The 12,057-nt window shown below is 70.6% G+C and carries 11 protein-coding genes and 1 pseudogene; 5 read left to right on the plus strand and 7 right to left on the minus strand.

What is annotated here, in order from left to right; translation table 11 throughout:
• Positions 1-179 precede the first annotated feature (179 nt).
• Positions 180-584, minus strand: a complete 405-nt coding sequence (locus EDF47_RS12455) for a DUF1304 domain-containing protein (protein WP_123293628.1) — start codon at positions 582-584, stop codon at positions 180-182.
• Between the two features lie 60 nt (positions 585-644).
• Between EDF47_RS12455 and EDF47_RS12460 the strand changes: the two genes are divergently transcribed.
• Together EDF47_RS12460 and EDF47_RS12465 are read left to right on the plus strand one after the other, a co-directional pair.
• Positions 645-968: a chorismate mutase gene (locus tag EDF47_RS12460; protein WP_123671988.1), complete on the plus strand. Its 324-nt coding sequence runs from the start codon at positions 645-647 to the stop codon at positions 966-968.
• Positions 965-2,098: a beta-propeller fold lactonase family protein gene (locus EDF47_RS12465; RefSeq protein WP_131880706.1), complete on the plus strand. Its 1,134-nt coding sequence runs from the start codon at positions 965-967 to the stop codon at positions 2,096-2,098. The genes EDF47_RS12460 and EDF47_RS12465 overlap by 4 nt, the downstream gene beginning before the upstream one ends.
• A gap of 65 nt (positions 2,099-2,163) precedes the next feature.
• Here EDF47_RS12465 and EDF47_RS12470 read toward each other — a convergent pair whose 3' ends face one another.
• Genes EDF47_RS12470 through purS form a run of 4 tightly spaced genes read right to left on the minus strand, consistent with a single transcriptional unit; the run spans position 2,164 to position 6,470 of the window.
• The gene (locus tag EDF47_RS12470) at positions 2,164-3,084 is read right to left on the minus strand and encodes a 2-hydroxyacid dehydrogenase (RefSeq protein WP_165901503.1); all 921 of its coding nucleotides are present in this window, start codon (positions 3,082-3,084) and stop codon (positions 2,164-2,166) included.
• 16 nt (positions 3,085-3,100) lie between these two features.
• Positions 3,101-5,482: a phosphoribosylformylglycinamidine synthase subunit PurL gene (gene purL / locus EDF47_RS12475; RefSeq protein WP_243692490.1), complete on the minus strand. Its 2,382-nt coding sequence runs from the start codon at positions 5,480-5,482 to the stop codon at positions 3,101-3,103.
• Positions 5,483-5,517: 35 nt separating this feature from the next.
• Entirely contained in the window at positions 5,518-6,213 is a 696-nt protein-coding gene (purQ, locus tag EDF47_RS12480; protein ID WP_111085606.1) for a phosphoribosylformylglycinamidine synthase subunit PurQ, read from the minus strand.
• Positions 6,214-6,218: 5 nt separating this feature from the next.
• Complete coding sequence (gene purS / locus EDF47_RS12485) at positions 6,219-6,470, minus strand: phosphoribosylformylglycinamidine synthase subunit PurS (protein ID WP_017886272.1); 252 nt, start codon at positions 6,468-6,470, stop codon at positions 6,219-6,221.
• A 188-nt stretch (positions 6,471-6,658) separates the two neighbouring features.
• On the opposite strand from purS, the gene EDF47_RS12490 reads away from it, so the two are divergent.
• Positions 6,659-7,273 (plus strand): PadR family transcriptional regulator, encoded by a 615-nt coding sequence (locus EDF47_RS12490; RefSeq protein ID WP_131880708.1) that lies wholly within the window; start codon positions 6,659-6,661, stop codon positions 7,271-7,273.
• Positions 7,270-8,919, plus strand: a complete 1,650-nt coding sequence (locus tag EDF47_RS12495) for a DHA2 family efflux MFS transporter permease subunit (RefSeq protein ID WP_132100761.1) — start codon at positions 7,270-7,272, stop codon at positions 8,917-8,919. Before EDF47_RS12490 ends, EDF47_RS12495 begins: the two co-directional genes overlap by 4 nt.
• A 233-nt stretch (positions 8,920-9,152) precedes the next feature.
• Here EDF47_RS12495 and EDF47_RS12500 read toward each other — a convergent pair whose 3' ends face one another.
• Entirely contained in the window at positions 9,153-9,971 is an 819-nt protein-coding gene (locus tag EDF47_RS12500) for a cytochrome c oxidase assembly protein (protein WP_131880827.1), read from the minus strand.
• A 148-nt stretch (positions 9,972-10,119) separates the two neighbouring features.
• Entirely contained in the window at positions 10,120-11,433 is a 1,314-nt protein-coding gene (locus EDF47_RS12505) for an acyltransferase (protein ID WP_131880712.1), read from the minus strand.
• A gap of 169 nt (positions 11,434-11,602) precedes the next feature.
• On the opposite strand from EDF47_RS12505, the pseudogene EDF47_RS12510 reads away from it, so the two are divergent.
• A pseudogene (locus tag EDF47_RS12510) lies at positions 11,603-11,995 on the plus strand (Fur family transcriptional regulator); the annotation flags it as partial.
• Positions 11,996-12,057 lie beyond the last annotated feature (62 nt).

A 12,057-nucleotide genomic window follows, 5' to 3' on the forward strand; every position in this document is an offset into this window, starting at 1 on the left:
CCCAGAACCGTCGCTTGTCCTCACGCGTGTGCCAACGACCCACACCAACACCTCACCACTCAAGGTGTTGCAACCACCCCTTGAACCCAAGGCGGCACCCTGTCGCTTTTGCGTGGCGGGGCTGACGGTCTGGTCGAGACGGCTCAGACGGCTCAGATGGCTCAGACGGCTCAGACGGCTCAGACGGGGAAGCTCGAGCCGAGCAGCGCGAAGAGCAGGGCGATCAGCGGGAGCGTGCCCTGCTTGAACGCGGAGTTGACGTACTTGCGGCCGGAGCCGACCAGGATCACCGCGGCGCCGAGCATGCTCGCGGTCGAGAACACGACGAGGGTCCAGCCGGTCGCGGTGTTGCCCGCCAGCACCAGCACGACACCGAGGATCGCGCCGATCGCCAGGAACAGGTTGTAGAACCCCTGGTTGAACGCGAGGGAGCGGGTCGCGTCGGCCTCGGTCTCGGTCGCGATGCCGAACACCTTGCGGGCGCGTGGACTCGTCCAGATGATGGATTCGAGGAACCAGATGTACACGTGGACGAGGCCAGCGAGGACCGCACACACGCCCGAGATCACGAGCAAGACCGACATGTGCTCATTCTCGCAGGCGTCGGCGGGGTTCGGCTGCGCGTCCGCCAGTAGGCTCGGGGCATGAGCGACGACGTCACCCCGCCCGAGCCCGAAGCGACGGCTGTCGCCGAACTCCGGAGCATCCGGCAGAGCATCGACAACATCGACGCCGCCGTCATCCACATGCTCGCCGAGCGCTTCAAGTACACCCAGCGAGTGGGGCACCTGAAGGCCGAATCGGGCATGCCCGCCGCCGACCCGGACCGCGAACAGATCCAGGTCGCACGGCTCCGGAGCCTCGCCGCCGAGGCGCACCTCGACCCCGCGTTCGCCGAGAAGTTCCTCAACTTCATCGTCGCCGAGGTCATCCACCACCACGAGCGCATCGCCGGACGCGACGAATGAGCGTCGACCTGCCGACCCTGCTCGTCGGTTCCTACACCGCCACCGGCGGCGGGAACGCGACCGGCATCTCCCTGGTCGACGGCGGCGCTGCCCGCACGGGCGCGGGCGAGGGCGAGGGCGCTCGTACCGTCGCGGTCGCTCGTACCGTCGCGGTGCTCGACGATCCCTCGTTCCTCGCTGTGTCGGGCGACCGTGTCTACGCCGTGTCCGAGACGAACGACGGCGGGGTCTCCGCCTTCCGGATGCAGAACGGCGCGCTCGAACACCTGTGGGACGCCTCCGCCGGCGGTGACGCCCCGTGCCACCTGCGGGTCGACCCGTCCGGGGCGCTCATCGTCACCAACTACGTCTCCGGCACCGTCACCGCCGTCTCGCTGGCGGCGGCTGAGTCGTTCTCCGCCTCGGTCCTCGCGAGCGACGGCGTCGTCCTGCCCGCAGACGGCGTGCACGGCCGAACCGACCGGCTCGCCGTCCCTGCCTCGGCCATCGCCGTCGCGACCCTGCCCGCCGCCACCGGCCCGGTGCAGGACCGGCAGGATGCGCCGCACGCGCACCAGTCCGTCGCGACGCCGGACGGCACGGTGCTCGTCGCCGACCTGGGTGGCGACGCGCTGCACGAGTTCCGCGTGACCGTGTCGGCCGACGGCGTCCCCACGCTCGAGGCGCTGCGCGTGCACCACGTGGCGCCCGGCGTCGGCCCGCGGCACCTGGCCTGGTACGCAGGCGACCTGTTCGTCGCCGGTGAGCTCGACGGCGCGGTCCACCGACTCCGCCGCGACGAGTCCGGCTCGCTCGTGACGATCGCCTCGACCCCGACGTTCGAGGGTGCGGTGGGGGAGTCGCTCCTCAGCCACATCGAGGTCGACGACGCCGGACTCGTCACCGTCGCCGTCCGTGGCCGCGACCTGATCGTGGTGCTCGACGCTGCCGACGACGGGCTCGCGCTCGTCGGGTCCGCGTCGTGCGGGGGAGCCTGGCCGCGGCACTTCGCCCGGGTGCCGGGGTACGTGCTCGTCGCCAACGAGCGGTCGGACGCCATCGCAGTGCTGCCGATCGGTGTCGACGGTGTGCCGGGCGAGGCCGTCGAGCAGATCGCCGTCGGGACCCCGACGTGCATCGTCCCGCTCTGACCACCGTTTTGCTGGTGCGCGCCTGACGCCGTCGCGCGCAGACGACGGCGTGTTCCGACTGGTCGCTAGCGCTCGATCAGGTTCTCGAACGGGCGACCCTCGGCCAGCGCTGCGACCTGCCGACGCATCAGCTCGATCGACCGCGGGACGCTCAGGTCGGTGTTGCCCCCGACGTGCGGCGTGAGGACCGTGTTCGGCGTCGTCCACAGCGGGTGGCCGTCTGGCAGGGGCTCGGGATCGGTGACGTCGAGCGCCGCGAACAGCCGCTCGGACTGCAGCTCCGCCACCAGTGCATCGGTGTCGACGACCTTGCCGCGGGCGACGTTCACCACCAGGGCACCGTCGGGCAGCGCGGCCAGCAACTCGGCGTCGACCAGCCGTTCGGTCTCGTCCGTCAGCGGCGCGATGAGTACGAGGACGTCCGTCGTCGGTGCCAGCTCGGGCAGCTCGCCGAACGCGTGCACGTGGCGACCGTCCTGGTCGCGAGCCGTACGGGCCACCACGGTGACCTCGGTGCGGAACGCCTCGAACCGGGTTGCGATCGCCGAACCGATCGCGCCGTAGCCGACGACCGTGACCCGGCGGTCGGCCAGGGAACGGGTCTTCCGGGCGTCCCAGACACCGTTCGCGCGATCGGCCTGGAACGCCCCGAGTTCACGCAGCGAGGTCAGCGCCAGGCCGACGGCGAGCTCGGCGGTCTCGTCGTCGTGGATCCCCCGACCGTTCGCCAGCTGGGCGTGACCGGGCACGTGCGGCACCGCGTGCTCGTAGCCGGCGCTCGGCAGCTGCAGGAGCTCGAGCGCCGGCAGGTCGTGCACGAACTGCCAGCGGTGCCGTCCACCGAAGTAGAACGGCAGGAACGTGATGGCGACGTCGTCCGGGCGACCGTACGGCGCCTCGACGTCCCACACGTCCAGCTCGATGCCGTCCGGCACGGGGCCGAACCGGTCGACGAGCTCCGCGAAGGGCAGGGTGACGATGGGCACGCGGTGTCCGCCGGGCCTAGGAGTCCGTGCGCGGCGAGAACGCACCGTCGGAGTCGAGCGGCCCACGGCCGACGTACCCCTCGGTGACGTCCTCGACGATCACGTCGCCGAATCGGGCCGGCAGCGTCGCGTTGTGCGTGCCGCGGAGCTCGTCGAGCGTCGCCGTGAACGCACCCTGGACCTCGAGCGCGTTCGACGTGGCGTCGGTCACGCCGATGCGCAGGACCGGGAAGCCCCGACCGGCGCACAGGCCCTGGAAGCGGACGTCGTCCTCGCGCCGGACGGTCACGATGACGCGACCGGTCGACTCGGAGAACAGCGCGGTCGCCGTGTCGACGCCGTCGCGGGACTCGAGCTCGTCGAGGACCACGCGGGCACCGAGGCCGAAGCGGAGCACCGACTCGGCGAGCGACTGGCCGAGGCCACCGTCCGCCAGGTCGTGCGCACTCGTCAGCAGCTGCTCGCCGCTCGCTGCGAAGAGCAGCTCGGCGAGCTCCTTCTCGCGACCGAGGTCCACCGCCGGCGGACGACCGCCGAGGTGTCCGTGCACCGTGCCGGCCCAGGCCGACCCGTCGAGCTCGAGGCTCGTGGTGCCGAGCAGGTAGATGTTGTGGCCGTCGTCCTGCCAGCCCGACGGGACGCGCTTGGCGACGTCGTCGATGACACCGAGCACACCGACGACCGGGGTCGGGTGGATCGGGGTCGAGCCGGTCTGGTTGTAGAACGACACGTTGCCGCCGGTGACCGGGATGCCGAGCTCCATGCAGCCGTCGGCCAGTCCCTCGACCGCCTCGGAGAACTGCCACATGACCTCGGGGTTCTCGGGTGAGCCGAAGTTCAGGCAGTCGGTGACCGCAGCGGGGACGGCACCGGTGACGGCGACGTTCCGGTACGCCTCGGCCAGGGCCAGACGCGCGCCCTGCTTCGGGTCGAGCTGGCAGTAGCGGCCGTTGGCGTCGGTGGCGATGGCGACACCGAGACCCGTTTCCTCGTCGACGCGGATCATGCCACCGTCGTCGGGGAAGGACAGGGCCGTGTTGCCGAGCACGTAGGTGTCGTACTGGTTCGTGACCCAGTTCTTCGACGCCAGGTTCGGCGAACCGAGCAGGCTGAGGAACTGCGCCTTGAGCGCGGGGCCGTCGGCCGGACGGTCGAGCGACGCCGCGGTGTCGGCCTGCAGCGCGTCGATCCAGGTCGGGTAGGCGACCGGGCGGTCGTAGACCGGGCCGTCGACGGCGACGGTGCGCGGGTCGACGTTGACGATCTCCTGGCCCTGCCAGTCGATGACGAGACGGCCGGTGCCGGTGACCTCGCCCAGGACGCTGGTCTCGACCTCCCACTTGCCGACCACGGCGAGGAACTCGTCGAGCTTGTCGGGGCGGACGACCGCCATCATGCGCTCCTGGCTCTCCGACATCAGGATCTCTTCGGCCGTGAGCGTGGGGTCGCGCAGCAGGACGTCGTCGAGCGAGATGTGCATGCCGCCGTCGCCGTTGCTCGCGAGCTCGGACGTGGCGCAGGAGATGCCCGCGGCGCCGAGGTCCTGGATGCCCTCGACCAGTTCCTTCTGGAACAGCTCGAGGCAGCACTCGATCAGGACCTTCTCGGCGAAGGGGTCGCCGACCTGGACGGCGGGACGCTTGGTCGGGCCGCCCTCGGTGAAGGTGTCGGACGCCAGGATCGATGCGCCGCCGATGCCGTCGCCACCGGTGCGGGCACCGAACAGCACGACCTTGTTGCCGGCTCCGGACGCGTTCGCCAGGTGCAGGTCCTCGTGCCGCAGGACGCCGACCGCCAGGGCGTTGACCAGCGGGTTGCCCTGGTACACCGGGTCGAAGTAGGTCTCGCCGCCGATGTTCGGCAGGCCGAGGCAGTTGCCGTAGAACGAGATGCCACCGACGACGCCGTGCACGACGCGTGCGGTGTCCTCGTGGTCGATCGCGCCGAAGCGGAGCTGGTCCATCACGGCGACCGGGCGTGCGCCCATCGAGATGATGTCGCGGACGATGCCGCCGACGCCGGTCGCGGCGCCCTGGTACGGCTCGACGTAGGACGGGTGGTTGTGCGACTCGACCTTGAAGGTCACCGCCCAGCCGTTGCCGACGTCGACGACACCGGCGTTCTCGCCCATGCCGACCATCAGGTTCTTCGTCATCTCCGGCGTGACCTTCTTGCCGAACTGACGGAGGTAGTTCTTCGAGGACTTGTAGGAGCAGTGCTCGGACCACATGACGGAGTACATCGCCAGCTCGCCCGAGGTGGGGCGGCGGCCGAGGATCTCCTTGATGCGGGCGTACTCGTCCGGCTTCAGGCCGAGCGCGTCGTACGGCTGGTCCTTGTCGGGAGTCGCCGCGGCATCCTGCACGGTGTCGGGCTTCGGGCGCACGTAAGTCGTCACGGTGTTGTCGTTCCCTGTCACTGGAGTCGCGGCCGTCACTTGACGAGCGTCGACTCGATCACGGAGGTGAAGAAGGTGAGGCCGTCCGTGCCGGAGGCCATGGCAGCGGCGGTGTCCGGGCCGAAGCCGGGCTCGGTCGCGTGCTCGGGGTGCGGCATCAGGCCCACGACGTTGCCGCGCTCGTTCGAGACGCCGGCGATGTCGTCGATCGACCCGTTCGGGTTCACCCCGACGTAGCGGAACACGACCTGGCCGTTGTCCTCGATGCGCTTGATCTCGTCGGCGTCGGCGACGAAACGGCCGTCGGCGTTCTTGAGCGGGATCGTGATCTCCTGCTGCGCGGTGAACCCGGAGGTCCAGGCGGTGGAGGTCGTCTCGACGCGGAGCTTCTGGTCGCGGCGGATGAACTGCTGGTGCGCGTTGCGGGTGTGCGCGCCGGGGACCAGGCGGGCCTCGGCCAGCATCTGGAAGCCGTTGCAGATGCCGAGCACGGGCATGCCCTTGCCGGCGGCGTCGATGACCTCGGCCATGATCGGCGCCTTCGCGGCGATCGCACCGGCGCGCAGGTAGTCGCCGTACGAGAACCCACCGGGCAGCACGATGGCGTCGACGCCCTGCAGGTCGTGGTCGCCGTGCCAGAGGGCGACGGGGTCGGCACCGGCGAGACGGACCGCGCGCTGGGCGTCACGGTCGTCGAGGGAGCCGGGGAAGGTGATGACGCCGATGCGCATCCGGGTCACTGGCCTTCGACGGTCACGGAGACGACGTCCTCGATGACCGCGTTCGAGAAGACGTCGGCGGCGATGTCGCGGACCTCGGCCAGCTTGGCGTCGTCGACGGGGCCGTCGACGGTCACCTCGAAGCGCTTGCCGATGCGGACGTTGGTCAGGTCGGCCTTGCCCAGACGGGCGAGGGCGTTGCCCACCGCCTTGCCCTGGGGGTCGAGGATCTCAGCCTTGGGCATGACCTCGACGACGATCGTTGGCACGTGTTCTCTCCAGCGCTTCAGGGGTGGGGGACGCGACCAGTCTACGGGGCGCGCGCGACACGCCGGGACGGATCCGGGCCTCCTGTGGAGAACGTGCTGTGCGTTTGCTCACCTGTGTTCGACTCCGTATATTCGAAGTCGAATAGTCCAGTCGGAAGACTGCCGCATCGATCCGTCAGGAGGCCCGCATGGCGTCGCTCACGCCCCTCGCGTTCGCCGCGCTCGACCTGCTGAACGAGGCACCGATGCACCCGTACGAGATGTTCCAGACGATGGTCCACCGGCAGGAGGAGCGGAACGTCAAGGTCCGCCCGGGCACCCTGTACCACCAGGTCGGCCGCCTCGCCGAGCTCGGGTTCGCCGAGGTCGTGGGCACCGACCGCGACGGCAACCGGCCGGAACGCACCACCTACACGATCACCGAAGCCGGCCGCGCAGCACTCGCGGACGGCCTCCGCCGCATGGTGGCGGAGCCCGCGGACGAGTACCCGGAGTTCCACCTGGCCCTCTCCGTGCTCGAGAACCTGCCGCACTCCGAGGCGGTCGATGCCGTCCGGGCCCGGATCGTCGCACTCGAACAGGAGCGCGACGACTACGACCAGGCACTCCAGCGCGTGCAGGCCAAGCAGCTGACCGAGCGGTACTGGCTCGACGTGTCGTACGTCCGTGCGATGCTCGCCGCGCAGATCGAGTGGCTCAGCACCACCGTCGACCGCATCGCCAGCGGCGACCTCCCATGGGACGGCCCGGCCGTCCCCACAGACACTGACTTCCCCACGAACAGCAAGGACACCACTCGATGACCACCGTCACGCCTCCGCGGACGACCGAGAAGAAGCCGTGGCCCGCGCTCTGGGCGCTCGTCGTCGGCTTCTTCATGATCCTCGTCGACTCGACCATCGTGTCGGTCGCCACCCCCACCATCGCCCAGAAGCTCGACGCGGACATCAACTCCGTGATCTGGGTGACGAGCGCGTACCTGCTCGCCTACGCGGTGCCGCTGCTCATCACCGGCCGCCTCGGTGACCGCTTCGGCCCGAAGGTCATGTACCAGATCGGCCTCGTCGTCTTCACGCTCGCCAGCCTCTGGTGCGGTCTGGCCGGCTCGATCGAGATGCTCATCGTGGCCCGCGTCGTGCAGGGCCTCGGCGCCGCGATGATGAGCCCGCAGACGATGTCCGTCATCACGCGCATCTTCCCGCCGCAGAACCGCGGTGCCGCGATGGGTCTCTGGGGCGCCGTCGCCGGTGTCGCCTCGCTCGTCGGCCCGATCGTCGGCGGCCTGCTCGTCGACGGCTTCGGCTGGGAGTGGATCTTCTTCGTGAACGTCCCCGTCGGTGTCGTGGCGTTCGTCCTCGCGCAGCGCTTCGTGCCGTCGTTCGACCGTCACGGGCACCGCTTCGACTACCTCGGCATCTTCCTGTCCGCGGCCGGCCTGTTCCTGCTCGTCTTCGGCATCCAGGAGGGCGAGACCTACGACTGGGGCGTCATCGCCGGACCGATCTCGGTGTGGTCGCTCATCATCGTCGGGCTCGTGGTGCTCGCCGGGTTCGTCGTCTGGCAGGGCGTGCAGAAGGGTGAGCCGCTGCTGCCCCTCGGCCTGTTCAAGGACCGCAACTTCACCCTGGCCAACGTCGCCATCACGGCCGTCGGTGTCGCGATCGCCTCGTTCGCGCTACCGATCATGCTCTGGGCGCAGGACGTCCTGCGGTTCTCGCCGACCCAGGCTGCACTGCTCCTCGTGCCGCAGGCCGTGCTGTCCGCCGGCCTCGCACCGCTCGTCGGCAAGAATCTCAACCGGTGGAACCCGCGCTGGGTCGCCGCGTTCGGTCTCGCGTGCTTCTCGGCCGGACTGTTCTGGTTCGGCGCCCTGCTGTCGTCGAGTGCCGACTGGGGATGGGTGCTCCTGCCGAGCGCGCTCCTCGGCATCGCCAACGCCTGCATGTGGGGTCCGCTGTCCGTCTCGGCGACGCGCAACCTGCCGCCGAAGCTGGCCGGTGCCGGCTCGGGCGTCTACAACACGACGCGTCAGATCGGTGCCGTGCTCGGTTCGGCCGGCATCGCGGCGCTGATGGAGGCCCGGATCACCGCGAACTTCCCGGCCTCGACCGGTGGGACCTCCGCCGGTGGTGCCGAGCAGCAGGTCGGCGGACTGCCCGGGTTCCTACTCGAGCCGTTCTCGCGGGCCATGGGTGAGTCGCTGTTCCTTCCGGCGATCGTGCTCATCGCGGCGATCGTGGCGGCGCTGTTCCTGGCGAAGCCGAAGCAGACCGTCGCCTGGCAGCAGACCGGTGGCGTGACCGCGCAGCCCGACGCGGAGGGCACTGCGCCGGCCGAGGGCGACGCGAAGCCGGCCGAGCACGGCGTGCACGCTGCGGCCGCTGCTCCGGCGACGGCCGAGGCCGAGCTCGCCGCCATCGACCACCACGGCAAGCACGCCGACGCCTGACCCGCGCCGACCACCCGGGCCCCGGGCTGCTCCCACGAGCGGCCCGGGGCCCGCGTGTAGCCGGGGTCCCGGCGCAGTCGTTGCGGCCGCGGGGGTGCGACACCGTCGACGTCGTACGACAACGGGTTCGTCGCAGTCCCGCGTCTGCAACAGTTGCGGCCGCGGGGGTGCGACACCCTCGACGTCGTACGACATCGAGGTCGTCGTTCCGGGTCGGCGCCCCGCCCGCGCGCTCAACCCCGGCGCTGCAGGTGCTCCCGCGTCAACTCGTCGATCTGCTCGTCGGTCAGGGCGTCGACGGCGCGGGCCTCGCGGCGATCGGTCCGCTGCCACCGGATGAACAGCGAGATGAGCACGGGGATGTCCGCCACCTCGGCGATGAACCACAGCAGGTCGCCCGCCAGGTGCTGGTCGCGCAGCGGCGACGGGAACCACGGCTGCCCCACGGCCTGCACCACCGACCCGTCGAGCACGTGGTTCGTGATCCGGAGCACGATGCCCGGCACCGCGTCGATCATCAGCTCCACGAAGGCGAGCAGGAACTCCGCGGTGACGAACGTCGACGACCGCAGCACACCGGGCTCGGACAGCGGAGCGAGCAACCCGAACCCGAGCATCGGGACCGTCACCGTGATCACGACGGCCCAGACGGACGATTCCCGCAGGGTCGCCGCGAACGGTGTCAGCAACAGGCCGAACAGGACGAGGGCGACGAGCGGCGCGACGATCGCGTTGCCGAGCAGGCGCACTGGACGCGACCGCATGGCGGCGTCGGCGGCGTGCGCGAGGCGATCCGGGCCTCCTGTCCGGAGCAACGAGACGGGCGCACCGAGCGCGGCGAAGGTGGGGACCGCGAAGAAGAGCAGGGCGGACCGCAGCACGAACGCCCACCGCAGCTGCTGGTCGTACACGCCGACGATGCCGAACTGCAGGATCCCGAACAGCACCAGTGCGGCGACGAACGCGAGGGTGCGCCACCAGGGCCAGCGTGCGCCGCGACGTGCGGCGGCGACGACCCACCAGCCGTAGGCGACCGCGGCGACGGCGATCATCACCGCGGACAGGGGATCGAACCGCCAGGTGCTCCAGAACTCGGGTGTCGACGGCGTCGGGTGCCTCCAGGGGATCGGCCTGCCGCCATCCTCTGCCCGGCGCGTGTGGCGGTGCAGGTCGGAGTGGCCCCGAACGGTGAGAACCGTTTCAGATCCGGGTGACGCCCCGGGCCGGCGTGGTCCGCGAGAGCAACCACACCCCGATCGGCACGGCCACGGCGCCGATGACCGCGATCCCGAACGACAGGTGCAGCTGCATCACCAGGAACGCCGGACCGATCGTGCAGAGCGCAGCGACAGCGACGACCGGCCAGGACGGGCGGTCGGCCGAGGGCAGCAGCCGGGGGAGCGGGCGGTCGAACCAACGGAGCGCGCGAGCAACCCCGAGCGCGACGGCGAGCACCGCGACCAGCGCGATCAGCCGGGACGCCCACCACCCACCCGAGCCCGGCGACGGGAACGGCACCCCGACCAGCAGGGCGACCCCGTTCAGCGCGATGAACAGCGGCAGGTGCCACAGGTAGATGGTCATGCCGTCGCGGCCGAGGACGAACACGGCTCCGAGCGCGGCCCTGGTGCGCATCAGGCGACTGAGCGGGGCGTGCACGAGCTGGACCAGGCAGGCCTGCGCGATCGCGAGGAACGCCAGCGGGAGCATCGGCGGGTTGAGGTCCTGCAGCATGTCCGGTGCCCACAGCCCGATCGAGGTCATCGGGACGAGCAGGGCGTAGGCGACGACCGCCACCGCGAGCAGGAGCGCCTTCGACCGCCGTGCGAACCACCCGTCGGCCCAGAGGAACCCGAGCTGCTGCGCGAAGAGCCACACCGGCCCGAGGTTGAGCAGTCCGACCTCGGCGACCCCGGTGGCCAGGCGGACCGCATCGACCACCGCGGCGAGCACGAGCAACACGCCGAGGGTTGCCCAGGGTGCGCGCTCGTGGAACCGCATCATCAGCGGCACGCAGCACTGCGTGATGCCGTACGCGGCGAGGAACCAGAGCGGTGAGCCGATGCCGAACGCGACCTCGGCGAGGAGGTCCGGCGGGGTGCCGACGGCCGTGGCCACACCGAGCCCGAGCGCGAGGAACACGAACAGCGGGACCGCGGGCCGGAACAGGCGCACGAGGCGGGTGGCCAGGTAGTCTCGAGCAGGGCTCGGCGCACCGCGCGCGACGGTGCTGCGCCAGCCGACTGCGCTCGCGAAGCCGCCGACCACGAAGAAGAGGGGCATCACCTGCCCGACCCAGGTGGCGGCGACGTACCACGGGAGTTCCTGCAGGGGGCTCGTCACCCGCACTCCGTGGTCGTCGGACGCGACGCCGACCATCGTGACGTGCACGATGACGACGAGGACGACGCAGGCCGTCCGGATGAGGTCGACGACCAGGTCCCGCTTCGCGATGATCCCCCGGACGTCCGGTGCGCTGTTCGCCTGTTCAGACAGGCCGTGGCTCGTGGACATGTCGGGACGTTAGCGTGCAGACCGATCGTTCCAGGGTCCCTCCAGGTGATCGCCGCCAGATCGTGACACGTCGCATACCGGTCGCGGAATGTGTTCCGACGGGTACGCGCCACGACGGCTCGTGTACAGTGGCCGTGTTGTCTTGATTCCTGCAAAAGAAAGGCTCAGCATGGACGCCGACGCCGATCTGCTCCGCACCTCGGGCCTCCGGGTCACGACGCCGCGACTCGCGGTGCTGCGGGCCACCGAATCGATGCCGCACGCCACCGCCGACGACATCGTCACGGCGCTCACGGCGGAGCTCCCGACGACCAGCCACCAGGCCGTGTACGGCGTGCTCGCCGCGCTGACCGGCGTCGGCCTCGTCCGACGCATCGAGCCGGCCGGCAGCCCCGCTCGGTACGAGCGACGCACCGGTGACAACCACCACCACATCGTCTGCACCCTGTGCGGCGCGATCGAGGACGTCGACTGCGCCGTCGGGCACTCGCCTTGCCTGACCCCGTCGGACGCGCACGGCTTCGCGGTCACCACCGCCGAGGTCACCTACTGGGGCATCTGCGAGCGGTGCGCCGCGGCCGAGCGCGACGACGCGGGCGATGACGCAGCCGGCGACGCAGGCGC

Source organism: Curtobacterium sp. PhB190 (assembly GCF_004365385.1).
GTDB lineage: Bacteria > Actinomycetota > Actinomycetes > Actinomycetales > Microbacteriaceae > Curtobacterium.

Coding starts and splice junctions, on each gene's coding strand:
- EDF47_RS12500 (WP_131880827.1), bottom strand. CDS start 9,971: ATGATCGCCGTCGCCGCGGTCGCCTACGGCTGGTGGGTCGTCGCCGCC.
- EDF47_RS12465 (WP_131880706.1), top strand. CDS start 965: ATGAGCGTCGACCTGCCGACCCTGCTCGTCGGTTCCTACACCGCCACC.
- EDF47_RS12460 (WP_123671988.1), top strand. CDS start 645: ATGAGCGACGACGTCACCCCGCCCGAGCCCGAAGCGACGGCTGTCGCC.
- EDF47_RS12505 (WP_131880712.1), bottom strand. CDS start 11,433: ATGTCCACGAGCCACGGCCTGTCTGAACAGGCGAACAGCGCACCGGAC.
- EDF47_RS12490 (WP_131880708.1), top strand. CDS start 6,659: ATGGCGTCGCTCACGCCCCTCGCGTTCGCCGCGCTCGACCTGCTGAAC.
- purQ (WP_111085606.1), bottom strand. CDS start 6,213: ATGCGCATCGGCGTCATCACCTTCCCCGGCTCCCTCGACGACCGTGAC.
- EDF47_RS12495 (WP_132100761.1), top strand. CDS start 7,270: ATGACCACCGTCACGCCTCCGCGGACGACCGAGAAGAAGCCGTGGCCC.
- EDF47_RS12455 (WP_123293628.1), bottom strand. CDS start 584: ATGTCGGTCTTGCTCGTGATCTCGGGCGTGTGTGCGGTCCTCGCTGGC.